Origin of the sequence: Photobacterium phosphoreum (assembly GCF_002954725.1) — a bacterium.
Lineage (GTDB): Bacteria > Pseudomonadota > Gammaproteobacteria > Enterobacterales > Vibrionaceae > Photobacterium > Photobacterium phosphoreum.
Map to the genome: position 1 here is coordinate 922,883 of NZ_MSCQ01000001.1, position 17,566 is coordinate 940,448.

Sequence of the window (17,566 nt, forward strand, 5' to 3'; positions counted from 1 at the left end):
CGATTTTTTTAAATTAGTGTTCACAATAAAGCTAACTCAGAGTAATATCCACCGAAGTGGCGTCCCCTGCTACACGAAAATGAAAAGATCAATTATAATAAATAGAGTCTTTAATGTGTATAAACACTTAAAGAGTGTCGGTAAATAGATACCGATCTCATTTATTCATCTGAGGTTATTAATTTCATTTAGCTAAATATAGAACAATGTTAATTTTTCTGATTAAAATTGATCATTTTATCAATGCATGCTTTGCCAATACTGTGTTAAAGCAAATTTGTATTATTATCCGAGGTTATTAATGGACAGTTTCGCTGCTGCAGAAAAAGCGCTCAGTGCGATGTTAAAAAGTGTAGAAGCTACAGGTGAGGTAAAGGAAGCCCGTGTTGACTACCGTCAAATTTTAATTGATTTTGCTGATGAAGTACCAGGTCGACAAAAAGCAGTAATCAAACGTATTCCTCTACAAAAAATCAATAACCTAATTGCTGTTTTACATGAATTCAAACAAGAATCACGTCACTCTCGCATGATTGAACTTTTAGCTATGATGGATAAAGACGGTGTTTCACCACACGAACTTGTTATTGAAGAGTTATCTGACGAAGCAGAATAATGATATCTATCAATAGTTAAGCCTAATATTTTAATGCTCAATCATGGCAATATAATTGTGCCTATATTAGTGATGTTTTAATGCTATATTTATTATGTAACTTTGGTTACAGCCTTCTTATTTTAATATAGTAAGTTGCATTTTTATATTAACTTCTATTTAGTATACAGAGCTAATTATATTCGCTCTGTATACTCCTGCCTTAGTTCGAATTATTGAAAATTAACGGGATTTATTATCCAGCCCATTTTCTCATATCAGATAATTAAACGTCGTTTTATTTTTTTTGCCTATTTTGTAACCCTTTAATTTATAAAGCGACTTGTTTATGTTATTAATGAACATTGTTTCGATTAATTAGTCCCTAAGGATTTTACGTGGGTAATATAAACTGTGATGAACCTTTTATTAAAGCACGGCACATTACTAAGTCGTATCATGGTAAAAAAGCATTAGAGGACATCAGCTTTAATTTAGCTAGTGGGCAAATTCTTGGCTTACTCGGCCATAATGGGGCGGGTAAATCAACGTTGATTAAAACCTTATTGGGGATGCACAGTTGCGCGGGTGAATTGAGTATCTTTGGTTTGTCACCTGAAAAGCACCGTGAAAAAATAGTTGAATATCTTGCTTATATTTCTGATGTTGCCATGTTGCCAGATTGGATGACAGTAAAGCAATTAATAGCGTATACCGAGGGCGTACACGACCATTTTGAACCCCAAAAAATGCAGCAATATTTAGATCAAACTAATATTAATGTTAACAGTAAAATAAGAACATTATCAAAAGGTATGAAAGTGCAATTACACCTTGCACTTGTAATGGCAACAAAGGTGAATGTGCTTATATTAGATGAGCCAACTCTAGGGTTAGATCTCATGTATCGCTCGACATTTTATCGCACTCTGATGGCGTGGTTCAATGAGGGTGATCGCGCATTAATTATTGCAAGCCATGAAGTCAATGAAATTGCGCACTTGCTAACAGATGTGTTGGTACTTAAAAATGGTCAAACAGTTTTGCAAGCCTCTTTACCAACATTAGCCGATGAGTTTGTTATTTTGTCTGTTAATGAAGATAATATTGTAGCAGCGAAGCAATTAAATCCGTTAACCGTCAATTGTCAATTAGGGCAATATCGATTGTTGTTTGAAGGGGCTGATGTATCGAGATTAACCCAACTAGGCGATGTTAGCCAACCCAGTCTTGCAGATATATTTTTAGCTAAACAGCAGGAGACGGTGTAATGAAGCAAAGCTATGTGTTGCTTAAAACGGAAGTATTAGAGCATAAAATTATTACACGGTTACCCTTATTTTTGGCATTATTTGCTACGTTAGTGGTCGTAATAGTATTGAGTAATATTAATGATTTTTCTTTTAATATACAGATGAATGGTATTGATGGTTGGCAACCACCGATCACAACGTCATCCTTTGCTGGTGTCGTCGGCGCAGTATCTTTTTTTGTGGCTGGTATTGTGTCATTACTGAGTTTTTTTACTTACTCGGCAAGAGCACTGGCAAAAGAGCGTAAAGAGGGTAGTTTAGCTTTTTGGCATTCTATGCCGGTGAGTGACACTAAAGCGATCGCGATTAAATTATTAGTGGCATTAGTCATTATTCCATTGTTTTCATCATTACTTTTATTATTTATTGATGTCACAGTATGGATTGTTGCGATGTGGGTAATGCCTGCGGATATGTTGATTGAAAATTCACTCTCTCTTATTGCAATAGGGGTACATTGGGGACAATTTATTTCAATGATGGCAGCGATGAGCTTAGCGTTATTGCCAATTGCTTGCGTTATCTTTTGTGCTTCTCAGTTAACTGACCATCCATTATTAGTGTTGTTTGTTGCCGTAACGTTGGTTAAGTTTGTCAGCTATATGCTGTTTGATTCAATGGCTATCGGTTCTTGGCTAAACCGTGTCAGTAATTTGGCGTTTAATATTTTAACCAGTAATCATCCGTGGCAAACATTAGTAAGCTTAGGTCCGATAACATTATTTGGATTATTGATTATTGCGGTAGGATTATTTAAGGTCAGTATTTATTTACGAAGCGGTGATTAAACGTAACTGTATAATAGTAATATTAATAAATTTATTAAAAAGAGAATGTAGTGATACATTCTCTTTTTTTGCCTCTAATTAAACCATGATTATTTTATTTCATATATACATGATGTATATCGGTTCAATTATAAATAATATATTTAATAATTAAGCAGCAGACACTGACTCAATGTATTGTACTTCATTCTTATATTTACGAACATTGCGAGATAGCGTGCCTTTTGGTAACTCATAACGCTTCTCAGCTTCGTAGCTTGATAGACCATCAAACACTACGGCTGCAACAGCAACACGCTGGTTTTCTGATTTGAAGATACGTTGTGCGATTAAATCATATTGTGTATTAGTCATAGTCTTGCCTATTTGAATTTTTGAGAGTGGGATTATGGTCGTTCCAATACGTCCACTCATGCTTGAAAAACGGTTGACCTGTTATTTATATAACAAGTAAACAAATGCTGTTAGCAAGACAATAGCAATGTGAACCTTAACAGAAGATTAATAGAATTATTTTTGTGCTTCAATTGAGAGTTTAAAATGAAAAAATGAGAATTATTGCAATTTTTTTTAATCAGTAAGTCAGTAATTGCGCATTATTTTTAAATAAGAAATATTAGATTGAATATATGAGTTAAATAAAGGGAGGCTACTGCCTCCCTTTATTGCATTATATTGAAATTAATTAGCCAATCAGACGCAATCCATTGGGTAATGCATCACCGAATACGCGTTTAGTTTCTGCTTCTGTCAATATTTTGACCTCTGAAACCATCTCGATCCAGCTTTCTGGTGCTTTACTTTGTTTTAATTTATTAATGACTTGTTGGCGTAACTCATCGTTGATATCTAATGTGCGATCACCTGTCATGCGCGTCATCATGACTGCCGCAAAGCCAATGTATGATTCTTTACGCCAGTCATATGTCATCAGTTCAGGTAAACAGTAAGAAACATGCTCTGCAGACAATAAGTTATGCGTACTGCCATAAAAAGGCGAACGGGTTGCGATGCGACCAATTGCCCACCAATGTGCTTGCGCATATTGAGTTTTTTGAAGACGATCAAATAACCATTCAATTAATTGGAGCTTCTTATCAAACGGTAAGTGCTCTAAAGAGGCTGCTAAGCGCACCATATCTTCATAGCTACGTTCTTGGAGTTCTTTATTCAGCTTCGCGTTACGCGTTGCGCCAGGCGTAATGTACTTAGCAAGATCTTTATAGATAAGCAGTTGCTGCTCTTGGGTTAAGCCTCCTGCAACACGACGCCAGAATGTCCACCAATCACACCATGTTTGGGTATTGGTATCGAATTGAATACCATGTTGATATAACTGCCAGATTTGTTCCATGCGGAATTCATCAGCGGGGTAGCCAAAGCCAGGGCGCATAGTAAAGCCAGTAAGCTTTAACCAGTTACGTTCATGGAGGTCTGAACGACGACGACGTTTTTTACTGTCTAGTAACGCATTCGCAAGTTCACGTAAACACGGCGTTTCCCATGCATCACGTTTACCTAATATTTTATCAAGATCGTTTCGCAGTGTTTTAACCGCTTTATTATCTGTTGTTTTACTGCCACCAAAGACTTTCTTTACCGCATCAATCGCTTCTGGCATCCGCGCGGGAAGTTCACTTTCAGCTAACGTGCTATCACCTTTATTACGGTTTAAGCGAGCTAGATCTTTACGAATAGCAAATTCAACTTTCCAACGCTTGCTATCATCGGTAAGACTTACCGCTTCAATTTGCAGCGTGCCGACTTCTGTTAGCTGGCAAGCCAATGTCACTTCTTCACGATCTTTCTGATTTGCAGCGAGTTGATTACGATCACGATCACTGTCTAAGGTCGCAATAAAAGGCGGTAGGCTCACATAACCATCACCGATGATTTCAATCAGTTCACCGACATCATGCTGTTTCTCATTGGTTGATGAGACTAAGTTAAACCGTACTGGCTCGCCCAGCGTTAGTGCAAATTTACGGTGAGTTAGGGTGACTTCGATACCTTCTTCAATCCCTTTTGGCAATAAGCAGATCCCTTGTTTGGTGCCTTTATTTTCACCAATGGTTAAAAAGAATGAACGGGCTGAACCACCACCAATTTTTAGTTGTGCACCATGACGTGCTTTAGCATAAGCGACAGCGCCAAAAGCGACAGCTAAATCAGGATGAAGGTTTTTCAGTTCAGTAACAGGAGCACCGCGCCAACGAGAGATAATATCTAGCGTACGGGCTGAAAGTAGCGGGCTGTTAAAAACACCACCATTGAGCAGTACGGCAACTGGAATTGCAGGTTGATCATCACTAATAACGATTGAATCTGGATGATGAAGGTTAAAATCATTAAACGCTTCACGACATACATTATCATGCAGATCAATAAACTGTGCGACATGCTTACTAATAGCAGGATCTGCCGCATAAGGTAGCCCAAATTCGACCATAGCTGCTTGGCGTTGATTTGGTTGGTCAGTGAATGCTGTTATTGGAAAAAAGCCATCAAGGGCGATGCTATGCACTTCTTCACGATTTAGCTCAATACTTTTAGCACCACCAATCAAACGCGAGCCACTGCCTAGCATCGTCACTTTAGCGTTGTCTGGCGCATTGCCTGATAATAACTTTTCTTTTACTTTACGTGTTTGTTGAATCAGCTTTGATAACGCGGCAGGGCTGAGTTTTTTAGATTCGCCATGTAAGCGTTGTTCGGCAACGTGTGCTAATGCTAAATCGAGATTATCGCCACCTAACATTAAGTGATCGCCAACACCGATACGATCAAGAGTTAATTTACCTTGATCACTGCCAACTTTGATAAGACTTAAATCGGTTGTACCACCACCGACATCACACACCATTAATAATGGAATGTCTTTTAATAACTCATCGGCTTGTTGGCGATTTTGTGCATACCAGTCGTAACAAACCGCTTGAGGCTCTTCAAGTAACAGTACTTTATTTAAACCCGCTAGTTCAGCTGCTTCTAATGTTAGTGCGCGTGCAGCTTCATCAAAAGAGGCTGGAACAGTGATCACAACTTCTTGCTGTGCTAGTTTGTCGTTTCTATGATGATAGTCCCATGCTTGACGCACATGATTAAGGTAGCTTGCACTAGCAATAATGGGAGAGACTTTCTTTACATCAGACGTTGAAGCCGTTGATGACCACGGTAAAATGGCTTCGTTACGATCAACATGCTGATGAGATAACCAACTTTTAGCACTGACAACTTGGCGGCCTTCAACTTTCGCACCTAATTCACGTGCAAATTCACCAATAATCACACTTGGAATTTCACCCGCGACAGGTTCAGCATTCCAAGGCAATACCAGTTGTGTTGAATCCATTTCGCCTTCCGCTGGATGATAACGAAATGACGGTAATAGTGGTTTACGCGCAACTTCACCCGGTGCAATTAATTGATCAATTTCAAAAAGATGCATCGGACTTGTTTCTAATGTATCCGTAATTTCACTATAAGCGACAACGGTGTGTGTCGTACCAAGGTCAATACCAACAAGGTAGCGCGGAGAAGATGAAGACATGCTGACTCCATAAAATAATTAAGATGAGAAAATAGCCAGATAGGAAACGCTTGATGTGCCAGTTTTTGCGGGTAGGAAATAGGTGAGTGTGTACCCCTGACAGGTTTCATTGGCTGGTTGTTAGATAAATAAACGGCGCACTATAAAGTGCGCCGTTGTGCGAGCAATTACGCTTCGCGAACGTCAAATTCGACTTGCCATTTCTGACCGTTATCGGTCGCAATGGCTTCAAGGCATAACATGCCAAGTTCTGTCACATGTGACGCCAGCTTAACAGGGATCACTTCACCAGCAGTACGACCCTCAGACACAGGTAGTGTCATTTGAATCGTTGGTAATTCTTCCATTTCTTCTGGTTGCCACCAATCAAGGTGCGTACCTGCAACATCGTCACGACGTACTGTTGAACCAAAGAACTTAAATTGTACTGGTTGGCCGATAATCAAACCAAATTCTTGGCTTGGTACATCGGCTTGGCTGCCTTCTTCCATACCAAAAGGAGCAACACATAATGCTTCTAGTGGTGGCTCTATGCCAGGAATAGCGGGCATTGCACTTTCAATACCGACGTAGTAACTACTTGCGATACCACCACGAATACGTACACCTTTACCGCGACGTACAAAACCGTAGTATGAAGCGCCACTTGCTACCGCAAGATCAAGATCAAGCCCAGTAAGTAGTTTAGCTTCAGTAGAACCTGCTGTTGTTAGCCAGCCATTAATCGTTGTTAACAGACGATCTGACAGCAATGATGATTTAAGTACGCCACCATTGAACAAAATAGCGGTTGGGCGAATAAAGCCTTCATGCTGTTGTTCATATTGTGCAAACAATTCTTCAACTGCTTGGCTTTGACGACTTAAGAAGCCAGCAACATGACGCGATACCGCCGCATCTTGTGCGTATGGCAGACCCATTTGGGTTAACGCGCCACGTGCTGTTTGTACAGGTAATTCACCAATAGTTGTTTGAGGGAAGAAACCTTCAACCAACGTTTGCTGTACTTCTTCTTGTGTTAATTCTGTTTGTAACGTGCCACTTAGTAGTTTAGAACCACGGCTTGGAACAACAATCGGCATTGATTGTAATTCAGCGTCGTTAAGTAGTGCTTCTTTAGCATCACGACAAGCATGCGTAATGGCGAGTACTTGCCACGGCTGTAATTGCTTACCTTCTTGCGCTAGCTTCATCTTTAAGCGATAAGCTAGAGCAAGATCCATGTTATCACCACCCAGTAGGATGTGATCACCAACAGCAACACGATTAAGGGTTAAGTTACCGTCTTCTTCTGTAACTGCAACTAATGATAAATCCGTTGTACCACCACCGATATCAACCACAAGAATGATATCGCCAACAGCAACTTGGTCACGCCAGTTGTCATCATTGTTCTTGATCCAGCTATAAACAGCTGCTTGTGGTTCTTCAAGCAAGGTTAAGTGCTTAAAGCCAACATTGCGTGCTGCTTCTGCGGTTAGTTCACGCGCAGCAGGATCAAAAGAGGCCGGTACGGTAATCGTTACATCTTGATCACAAATAGGCGTTTCAGGATGTTGGAAATTCCACGCATCAGCCATGTGTTCAAGGTACTTCTGTGTCGCCTCTAATGGCGAGACTTTTACAACTTCTTCTGGGCTATTAAGTGGCAAAAATGCTTCACGACGGTTTACACCACCGTGACAAAGCCAACTCTTGGCACTGGAAATAAGACGGATAGGAGTCTTACTTCCTAAGTTTCGCGCCATAGCACCAACAATGGCATTAGGTTTTGCATTCCAAGGAAGTGCAGTATCACCTTCTGCTAGCTCTGATTCATGAGCTTGGTACATAAATGACGGTAATTGATTTTTATCTTCCACATTACCAGGAGTGGTCAATTGTGGAATTGTCATGACCGTGACATCAGCGTTTTCAGTTTCAAGATCGACATAAGAAAGCACACAGTGTGTTGTGCCTAAGTCAATACCTACGCTGTAGCGATGTTGTTGTGTGTCTTGCATTATAGTTCTACCTCAGCGGCTGCGATGATATGTACATCATGGCCTTCTGCCAATTTAGGCAATTTAACATTTGTCACTTTCCAACCGCGATGGATCAGAGTGCCATTAAAAGGTGCTTCACCTACTACGTTACCTGTTAGGCGTACTTCAGAGGCATTAAACCCTTGGGGTAGGGTAATACGTGATTCTTCTTCTTCAGCGCGAACAGGTGCGAAAGTAAAGTACTCATTAAGTACCTTTTGACCGCCTTCATGAATAACACGAGCGGCAGCACCGATATCAGCATCTGCAAAGCCTTTAAGATCTTCTTGCATAAAATCAATAAAGCGTGCGTCTTGTTGTAAAAGTGACAGTAGTTGTAAAGCTGAATCTGGTGTTGATGTTTTTAGTTTAGGTTCAACTTCGACTTCAACGATTCTTTCAACAATTTTTTCTACTTCAACAATTTTTTCAACAGGCTTCTCAACAATCTTTTCTACGATTATTTCGACGGGTTTTTCAATCTCAACGATTTTCTCTACTTCAATCTCTTTTTCAACAATTTTTTCGATCTCAACAGGTTTACCTTTTTTCGTTAGATACATTAACAAAAAGATCACTGCTAATGCGCCTAAGATTGCGTGCCCCATGTCGATACTCGTTGGCATCGCCGACAAATCTACGTGCATCGCTGATAATTCAGTGAGCATATTGGAAAAATCAAAAGCCATATTTGTTTACTCTTAGCGGTTAAAGGTCGATTCGTGAAACGTTCTGTTAGAATCAGCTTCAAATAATTGCATGAATATTAGCATAGACCTTTTACAAAGGTGTTATCTATACAAGGTTTTATCTTCTAAAATCTCGAATAAAAGGTCTCTTCGCTTAAATTACAGTCAAAATATTAAGTTAAATACAATGAAATTCTGCGTAATTTTTAACTGAAAATATTGTTGTTTTTATATATGGAGGCTGATGAAAACAATTTCAAGCTAACTGTTTGTATTAAAAGATCAACCTAGATTAAATTGTGATAGATAACAGAAGAGCTGAAACTTTACTTGAAATTTGTTGTTCAGTGATGGTTCAATACGGCAATTGGCAGTGAGTTGCCTAAACTACTAGAGAGACTAGTGGTTTATTTCTTTATAAAATAGGTCAAGATATGTCGTCTGATTATACTGGCAGCAGTGCCGCTTATGCTCGACAAGAAGCGGGCTACCGTGAAAAAGCATTAAAAATTTATCCTTGGGTATGTGGGCGTTGTTCGCGTGAGTTTGTTTATTCAAATCTGCGTGAGCTAACGGTTCACCACGTCGATCACGACCATACTAATAACCCTCAAGATGGTAGCAACTGGGAGTTATTATGCTTATTTTGTCATGATCATGAACACGAGAAATACACCGATGCAGATAATGGTCAGGGCAGTGTGATTCGTGCCGGTGAAGATGATCACCAAGCCGCGACATTTAATCCGTTTGCTGATCTTAAAGCGATGATGGCGAAGAAGAAATAACGTGATTGTTGTGAGACATTATTATTGCTGTTGTTGATAATAGTGGTAATAAAAAGCCAGCATATCCATATGAATCGTTTTTAGAATCGATCTCTGGATGCTGGCTTTTTTAGGGCTTAGTTTCTCTGTTTTTTACGATTACGTGCCTAAAATTTGTAGCGGTAGGCTAAGTAAACTGTCACCTAAGCTAGCAAAATAAGCAATAATACCGATGAAGGCGGCAACTAGGCTGACATACCATACGGTAGAGAAAATTTGACCGTAGCGATCTAAAGGCAATAGATGGCTTTGATGACGTTGTCGCCATTCAAAGATGATTTCTAAACTACCCATAATCAGTAGAAAACCAAATAAGGTCAGTCCTAAACGGTAGCTTAAAATTACGCCAGCAACTGCCGCCAATGCACAAGCAATAATGCCAATTTTACTGTTCATCGAAAAACTAATGCTTTTTAGAACATGACCACCATCAAGCGGTAGAATCGGCAATAAATTAAACAGATTTAACAGTGCATTAAAGACCGCTAAGCCTGCAAAGAACATTTCCCCTGTGATCCAATAAGCAATCATGCACGCTAATGACATGATTAAACCAAAAGCTGGCCCCATGATTGAAATCACCACATCTTGCCAGCGAGTGTTAATTTTTTCATCGCTTAATGCTAATCCGCCAAAGAAGGGGATTAAGTAAATACCTTTGGTTTTCATGCCAAAATATTTCATGGCGCGAATATGGCCGTATTCATGGAACACTAAACAAGCCAGTAAAGCCAATGCAAATTGAATCGAAAATAACCATGAATAAGCGGCTAGACTTGCTGACGCGAGCACGACTTTAATTAATTTAGCACTTTTGAGTGCTTTCATGCCCAATGATGCTAGGCCAATCAAGCTGAATCTTTTTTCTGGTGTTATCGGTTGTTGTGGTTGTTGGCGTTCAATGTCTTTGTCATTTCGCTCACCTTGCGCCACCATTTGCTGATCAGCACTGACTTGATAATGGATCAGAAACGGCTGCCAACTCAGGGTGCCATTGAGTTGGCATTGAATGGTTTGTTCATTATTTGAAAGTTCAAATTGGTGCGTAAATTGATTTGTATCGGTTGGTGCTGCGGCAATTTGCGAGACTAGCGTGTTATCCCAAAATAATTGTTGCCATCCAGCCATTGAGCCTTCAAGTCGCAACGGCTTACCTAAAAAATCGATAGCCAATAGTTCCAATGCATTATCCATAGAGTAAAGAAAGATAGTGGGATTATACGGAAAAATAATTATTGGACGAGCTTATGTTACGGGTTGTTACATATTCTCGTTATTGCCCTTGGCTTGAAAACACAACTTTTATGGTTACGACGAGAATATAGATATCGGTTTTTAACCAGCTTGAGAATGAGTTAAGTGATAGCGCATAGCTATGATCAAAGCCGACTTTTGAGCGTACGTCATCAATACACGTATCATATCCTTGATTTATTTGGGCTAAGCCTGTAATACCGGGCAATACCCCATAAGTGCGTTCGCTAAAATAGGGAATTTCATTTTCTAATTGTTGATAAAAGGAAGGTCTTTCTGGACGAGGTCCGACTAAAGACATATCACCACGCAGTACATTGAACAGTTGTGGTAATTCATCAATACGTGTACGGCGTAAAAAGCGACCAACTGTCGTGATGCGTTGATCTTCTTTGCTGGCAAGAATAGCGCCAGTATGGGCTTCTGCGTCATTTTGCATACTTCTGAATTTTATCATTTCAAAAATATGAATTTTATCAGGTGTTGATTTACCAACCCGTAATTGACGATAAAAAACATCACCTTTGGAATCGAGCTTAATGGCACAAGCTATTAACGGAAAGAAAGGTAATACAATAATTAACATAATCAATGTAAGGCTAAGATCAAAACTACGTTTAGCAATCATTACAGAACGATAAATTCGTGTACCTTTTGTTTTACAAGGTGAGCCAAGTAGTGCCACTTTAATGTTATTGATACACACGATTTAATAATCCCATTAATTTACGGAAAAGATAGTTTATTCCACCAATAAAATTAGCAGTATGTCCGGTAATAAGATAAGCCACTATTTGGAAAATCTTATGTGAACATATACGAGGAAGTATGACACCGAGAATGCCTACAACATAGCCAACTGTTTGACAAATAAAAGTAAAGAGAAAGAACGGAGAGTTTATTAATAACCATGATCCAATATAAGCCATTAGCATAAAATAGGGCATGGTAATACGTAATCCTTTACCAGAAAGGAAGGTAAAAGCGGTACCTTTATATTTAGGATTAAATAAACTAAATAAGCGAATGAGTTGTTGAAAATTGCCGGCGGAAATACGTAAACGGCGAGAGAAATCATCTCTTCTATCAACATAATCAAGTTCAACAGCGCAAATAGTTGGGTCATAAATAGCGTGATAGCCTTGCTCAACAATACTCATTGGCAAAATGAAATCATCGTTAATAGTATCTTTATCTAACGGTACGAATAGTGCGCTTCTAAACAGATAAAATGCGCCATGTGCACCTAAACTGTTACCAAATGTAGCTTCTTGCTGCTTAATCTTTGTTTGGTAGTCCCAATATTGCCTTTCACCGAAAGAGCTTGGGGTTAGTAATCGATAAGTTGCGTTTACTACGCCTATTTTGCTATTTTCAAAGTGTTTCGCTGCAATTAATAACGCATCATAGGAAATTAATGCAGAGACATCACTGAGTGCAATAATATCACTATCGTATTGAGGGATAAACTGATTGAGGATGGCGACTTTGCCTTGATTTTTGTGCTGCGATAAAATTTCTATATGCGTATCTGAACATAAGGCTTCTTGAATAGTATTATTCGCAATTTCCACAGTGTTGTCACTGCAACCATCACAGGCAATAATGACTTTTAGTTTATCGGTAGGATAATCAAGGTAGGAGATATTACGTATTTTTTCAGCAATCCATCGTGCTTCGTTATAAGCAGGAATAATAATGGTTATTGTTGGTAAAATACAATCTTGGCTATTTTTGGCAAAATTTCTAGGTGTTGGGGATACTGTACGTTGGGGATGACGTTTAGCGTACCAATTTAACAACATTGGATAAAGTACATGATGATAAATGACAGCAAAGAGGCTAAACGATGTCATTATAGAGAGAAAGATGATCATAGGTTTTCTCCTGAAAAGTAAAGTTGTTCATAAGCTTTTGTCATCGTTTGAGCATGGTTATGTGTCAGAATAAATTCCCGCGCATCATAACTAATAGTATGGTGTGGCATTGATTGAATAGCAGCAGATAAAGTGACTGCAGTATTATTATCAACCAAAAGACTATCAGTACTTAATGTTTCACTTACTCCCCCGACATCATTGGCAATACAGGGTATACCGCAAGCTTGTGCTTCAAGTGTTGATAGCGGAAAACCTTCGTTATCAGAGGGAAGGCAAAATAGATCAAGTGCTTGATAAAAAGTAGGCATATCATCAATGTGGCCTAAAAAGTGTACTCGACTATCTAGTTTATATCGGTGCACTAATTGCTGTAATTCTTCGAATTTTGAGCCTGATCCTGCGAGTAATAAATGAAATGAAGCAGGTAATAATTGCAAGGCTTCTATTAGGTGTTGTTGTCCTTTAACCGTTTCAAAGCGTGCAGCATTGCCGATAACGGTTGCATGGGCAGGGAATGAAAGTTGAAGTTTATCGCGAGCGTGATATTTATTACCAATCGTGAACCTTGACGGATTGATACCATTTTTTATCGTATAAATGGGGTAGGTTTTAAATATACTACGTACTTTTTTACGAACAAAATCAGCATCAGCAACCACTAGTGGTGTTGATAATTGTAGCGCGATAAATTGTATTAATTGATGCTTGTAACTATTCAAGTGCCAAGCGTCATGTTCGGTATGAATATGCTTTATTCGGTTGCTGTTAAATTGAATCGCGCAGCTGGTATAAAGTAAAGGACCAATGTGATGAGAATGCACAATATCAGCTTGATAGTCTTTAAAGACTGAGCGTAGTTTTTTTATCGTTGAATATGATATTCCTTGCGGTTTATTTAGGCTGATAATTTGATGCTTAAATGGAACTAAATGAGCCCAATTATTTACGATGTGCTGTAGTGTGCCTTCCATGCTGCAAACAAAAACGCGATAGCCAGGATCGCTAAACGACAACATATTCAATACCATTGTTTCCAATCCGCCAGGGGATAAATGTTGTACAACATGAATAATGGTTTTCATCACACACTCCTTATTACGTATGGATAATGCATGGATTGTGCCATTAAAAAAACATTTATATTCAATGGGTTATTTTATTGGTAATGAAATTGTCAGAATGAGAATGAATATAATAGGGGTTTATTATACTTTGAACTAAACGAAGACAGTATTTGAAGATGGCATTGCTATTGAGGTTTGTTTATTTTTCCTGGTTGTTTTGGTATACGGCTTAGTATGGGAATAGTACTCAACATAGCAATTTGATCTTTGCGTCGAATACTGGTGTCACAAATTTCAGCTAGAAATGCTAATCCTGTTCCTAAACCTATCCCCCCAATAAATCCGGCAATGAAAAAAAAGTAAGAGGGTAAGTTTGATGGGCTTGTTGGTGTATAAGGACGATCGATAACTTTTATACGTTTTTCTTGTTCAAAAATACCTAATGAACGGGTTAATTTTGCCATCTCGAAACGGTTGACAAGATCATTATATAATTGACGTTTCGAGGCTAAATCGCGTTGTAATTGCGCGAGTTGCTTTTCGTTTTGACTAAAACTGGCGACTTTAGTTTCTATTTCAGTAATGATGACTTTTAATACGCGAGTTTCTTCTTCTAGAGCATCAACTTTCGCTGTCGCCTTTTGAAGTTCCTCTAGTTGAGATAATAAAATCGGTGGTGATTTGGATGCATCGTTAACGCTATTACTACTGGCAATATCCCATAGTTGCTCAGTACTTAATCCTGCTGGTTTTTGTGAAAGCAATCGAGCACGTTCTTTTTGTAATCGCTTTAAATTTCGTAACCGCCCTTGTATCTGACTGTGTTTAGAGGTGTATTTCGCTTGTAACAAGGTCAGTTCAGCTCGAATAGTAATGATTTTTTCTTCTAATTTACCGATGACAGGGTTGGTTTTTGATAGCTGTAAATCTATTGAACCCAATCGTTTTTTCGCGCCAGCAAGCTCTGCTTGACGCTCATATAAACGCTGTTTGAGTTTTGCTAAACGATCTAAGATAGATATCTGCATTTCTGGGTGAGTTGTATTTTCTTTGTTTTTGAAATCAACTAATTGATCTTCTGCTATATCAAGTTCCTGACGTCTAAACTCAATGTTTTCAGAGAGGAATTGACTGGAATCGGTCATTGAAGAACGTTCAGGAGCCAGTAATTGATCGATAAAATAGTAACTGACGGTTTCTAGTGTTGTTTTCATATTATCAGGGCTGTTTGAACGATAATCTATTCGAATGAGATCTTTACCTACCATTCTAACTGTAAGGTTTTTGGATAATTTAGCAATCGCATTATCAATCGCTTGTGGTGACATTGATGTGTGGGTATGACCAATCTCTTTTGCGACAAGGCCTAAAATGTGGCGACTATGAAGCAGTGTTTGTAGTGCACTAAGACGTTCTTTTAACATTGTAGAAACAGCGAGATCTTCTAAAAAAGGGTTCATTTTTGCGGTTTCTTGAATCAACATACTGGTATGTGACTCATAATGTTTTGGTGATATTTTAGCAATAATAAGCCCAATAAACGGCATGATAATGATCGGAATAACAATCATATAGCGTCGTCGCCATGCAGAGGTCAATATAATAAAAAATCGCTGGCTTAATGAAATCATAGCGCATCTAGCCATTGTTCAAGTTGTTGTGCTTTTACATCCCATGTTTGTTGCTTACTTAATGCAATTTGTTGTAAACGTTTACTTGTTTCAATAGTGTCTATTGTTTGAGTATTATGCCAAGACGTTTTTATGGATTGCAGGATCATACTAAACTCTGTTGCGTTTCGAGCAATATCAACCACTGATTTATAAGGAAGAACTGCGGGAAAGGAGGTACTGATTATTGGTGTGCCAGTGGCTAAATATTCTAATAATTTTAATGGATTACATGATTTTATTTGAGCATTATTAATAAAAGGTAACAGGCTTACTTGCCAGTGCTGACTATATTGTGGCAACGAAGAGTGTGGTTTTTCACCTAACAGATAAAGGTTATTATGATTTAGCAATGGGGAATTGCTAAATGTGTTTTTCCCGATGAAAACAAAATTCCAATCAGGATTATTAGCAATAATGTTATTTAATAAATCATAATCGAGCCAATGCGATAAGCTGCCATAAAATCCAGCAATAGGACGAGCATTATTAGGCAGATCATAAGCACGAGAAACTGGGTGGTTAAATAGTTTAAAATCAACACCGTGAGGTAAATATTGTGTCTTTTTTTTAGGGAATTTATTATATAACACCATACTTGCAGTGAGTATCAGATTAGCTTTAGCAACCAAGGTAATTTCATGCTGAGTCACGGTTGTATGGTCGACTCCTGTTAATGCATTAAAATCATCGCCACAATAATATATAACGCCATATTCACCGAGCGCTCCACAAAGATCTGCCACTGTCGGCAATGATGCCCATAAAATCGGTTGATATAATTGTGTTTGCTTTAAGATAGGAATTAATTGGTAACAAATGAGCTTTTTAGCTATCCAGCGGGCAAATTTACTTTTAGGTGCTGGAATTGTTTTTAGAGTGATAGTTTGAAAAGGTGCAGTGGGCGAAGAAGATACTGCCTGTGTTTTCGGTTGCGTGAGTTTGTCATAAACCCGTTTGATATCGTGCAAGGTAAATTGTGGCTTACGCAAGCCAATAGAATTAACCCAAATAATTTTTCGGTTGGGCGCAAGGTGTTTGATCAAGTGCTGAGTGCTTGACGGTAATTGCCCCCAATCTTCAGCAAAAACAATGAGATCATGTTTCATGACGTATCCTTATTGTGTGAAGATAAGGTACGAAAGGCTATTTTTTTTATCGCTTTTGCGGGATTACCTGCAATTAAGGTATAGGGTGGAAAACTTTTGGTGACTACACTGCCTGTCGCAATAATTGATCCTGTGCCGATAGTAACATTACCCATAATACTGACTCGTGTGCATACCCAAACATCATTTTCTAAAATGATATTGCCGATTTGTTGTGGTAAATCAGCCAATCCTTGTGCGCGTAAATGAGGATCAATGGGGTGTCTAGGATAGCCACATAGAAAGCCTTGACTCGCAATACGAACATTATCGCCAATAATGATTTTGTTACCTACTGCAATCGTTGTTTGCCAGCCAATATCGACGTTGTTACCTATATTGAGTGTGGGATTGATAGAGTCTGTACGACCTGAAAAGGTGGTTTTTCCTGAAATTCGGCAATTATCACCAATAGTCATAATGAGCGGACCACTAAAAAAAGGTAAGCCATTATCGAGCTTGGTGTATTTGCCATAACAATGTAAACGGCCTTTAAACGCGGGCAGATAATAAAAGAAATGAATAATATAGTGCCATAATGTAGTGAATATTTGATGGAGAGAATAAAGCGTGGAATAACACCACTGTGGTAAAGGTAGTTCAAAACAACGTATAAATGAGATAAGACGATATAAGGCCATAGGGAAAGAGTGTTGGCTGTTTTTAAGCCATTTTTTACATTGAGTAAAAGAGAATAAATACATCATCGTTATCCCTTCCTTTATATACCTTCTTTATACTTACATAGACTGTGCCAATAATTT

15 protein-coding genes are annotated in these 17,566 nt (G+C 38.6%); 4 read left to right on the forward strand and 11 right to left on the reverse strand.

The features are described 5' to 3' along the window. The first annotated feature begins 301 nt into the window (after positions 1–301). The 3 genes from BTO21_RS04050 to BTO21_RS04060 all read left to right on the forward strand — a co-directional run bounded on the left by BTO21_RS04050 (position 302) and on the right by BTO21_RS04060 (position 2,696). Positions 302–616, forward strand: a complete 315-nt coding sequence (locus BTO21_RS04050) for a hypothetical protein (protein ID WP_045029379.1) — start codon at positions 302–304, stop codon at positions 614–616. A 377-nt stretch (positions 617–993) separates the two neighbouring features. Beyond that, the gene (locus BTO21_RS04055) at positions 994–1,866 is read left to right on the forward strand and encodes an ABC transporter ATP-binding protein (RefSeq protein ID WP_082056845.1); all 873 of its coding nucleotides are present in this window, start codon (positions 994–996) and stop codon (positions 1,864–1,866) included. Further along, positions 1,866–2,696, forward strand: a complete 831-nt coding sequence (locus BTO21_RS04060) for an ABC transporter (protein ID WP_065195308.1) — start codon at positions 1,866–1,868, stop codon at positions 2,694–2,696. The genes BTO21_RS04055 and BTO21_RS04060 overlap by 1 nt, the downstream gene beginning before the upstream one ends. A 150-nt stretch (positions 2,697–2,846) precedes the next feature. Here BTO21_RS04060 and BTO21_RS04065 read toward each other — a convergent pair whose 3' ends face one another. From BTO21_RS04065 to BTO21_RS04080, 4 genes are all read right to left on the reverse strand, one after another. Further along, a complete protein-coding gene (locus BTO21_RS04065; protein ID WP_036795050.1) occupies positions 2,847–3,050 on the reverse strand; it encodes a hypothetical protein in 204 nt (67 codons plus the stop codon). A gap of 331 nt (positions 3,051–3,381) precedes the next feature. Next, positions 3,382–6,246, reverse strand: coding sequence for an Hsp70 family protein (locus BTO21_RS04070; RefSeq protein WP_105026692.1), 2,865 nt, complete (start codon positions 6,244–6,246; stop codon positions 3,382–3,384). 167 nt (positions 6,247–6,413) lie between these two features. Further along, on the reverse strand, positions 6,414–8,249 hold the full coding sequence (locus BTO21_RS04075) for an Hsp70 family protein (protein WP_045029377.1): 1,836 nt from the start codon (positions 8,247–8,249) through the stop codon (positions 6,414–6,416). Beyond that, entirely contained in the window at positions 8,249–8,917 is a 669-nt protein-coding gene (locus tag BTO21_RS04080; protein ID WP_045029418.1) for a DUF2760 domain-containing protein, read from the reverse strand. Before BTO21_RS04080 ends, BTO21_RS04075 begins: the two co-directional genes overlap by 1 nt. Before the next feature lie 476 nt (positions 8,918–9,393). On the opposite strand from BTO21_RS04080, the gene BTO21_RS04085 reads away from it, so the two are divergent. Further along, entirely contained in the window at positions 9,394–9,747 is a 354-nt protein-coding gene (locus BTO21_RS04085) for a YajD family HNH nuclease (RefSeq protein WP_045029375.1), read from the forward strand. 138 nt (positions 9,748–9,885) lie between these two features. Here BTO21_RS04085 and BTO21_RS04090 read toward each other — a convergent pair whose 3' ends face one another. The 7 genes from BTO21_RS04090 to BTO21_RS04120 all read right to left on the reverse strand — a co-directional run bounded on the left by BTO21_RS04090 (position 9,886) and on the right by BTO21_RS04120 (position 17,506). Next, positions 9,886–10,968 carry a site-2 protease family protein gene (locus tag BTO21_RS04090; protein ID WP_045029373.1) on the reverse strand — a complete coding sequence of 361 codons (1,083 nt, stop codon included), beginning with the start codon at positions 10,966–10,968 and terminating at the stop codon, positions 9,886–9,888. 91 nt (positions 10,969–11,059) lie between these two features. Continuing rightward, positions 11,060–11,668 (reverse strand): sugar transferase, encoded by a 609-nt coding sequence (locus tag BTO21_RS04095; RefSeq protein WP_045029417.1) that lies wholly within the window; start codon positions 11,666–11,668, stop codon positions 11,060–11,062. A gap of 64 nt (positions 11,669–11,732) precedes the next feature. Beyond that, the gene (locus BTO21_RS04100; RefSeq protein ID WP_045029371.1) at positions 11,733–12,917 is read right to left on the reverse strand and encodes a glycosyltransferase family 2 protein; all 1,185 of its coding nucleotides are present in this window, start codon (positions 12,915–12,917) and stop codon (positions 11,733–11,735) included. Then, positions 12,914–14,002, reverse strand: coding sequence for a glycosyltransferase (locus BTO21_RS04105; RefSeq protein ID WP_045029369.1), 1,089 nt, complete (start codon positions 14,000–14,002; stop codon positions 12,914–12,916). Before BTO21_RS04105 ends, BTO21_RS04100 begins: the two co-directional genes overlap by 4 nt. Before the next feature lie 167 nt (positions 14,003–14,169). Further along, positions 14,170–15,615, reverse strand: a complete 1,446-nt coding sequence (locus BTO21_RS04110; RefSeq protein WP_065192852.1) for a GumC family protein — start codon at positions 15,613–15,615, stop codon at positions 14,170–14,172. Next, on the reverse strand, positions 15,612–16,763 hold the full coding sequence (locus BTO21_RS04115; RefSeq protein WP_105026693.1) for a glycosyltransferase family protein: 1,152 nt from the start codon (positions 16,761–16,763) through the stop codon (positions 15,612–15,614). Before BTO21_RS04115 ends, BTO21_RS04110 begins: the two co-directional genes overlap by 4 nt. Beyond that, complete coding sequence (locus BTO21_RS04120; RefSeq protein ID WP_045029415.1) at positions 16,760–17,506, reverse strand: acyltransferase; 747 nt, start codon at positions 17,504–17,506, stop codon at positions 16,760–16,762. Before BTO21_RS04120 ends, BTO21_RS04115 begins: the two co-directional genes overlap by 4 nt. Between the last annotated feature and the right edge of the window lie 60 nt (positions 17,507–17,566).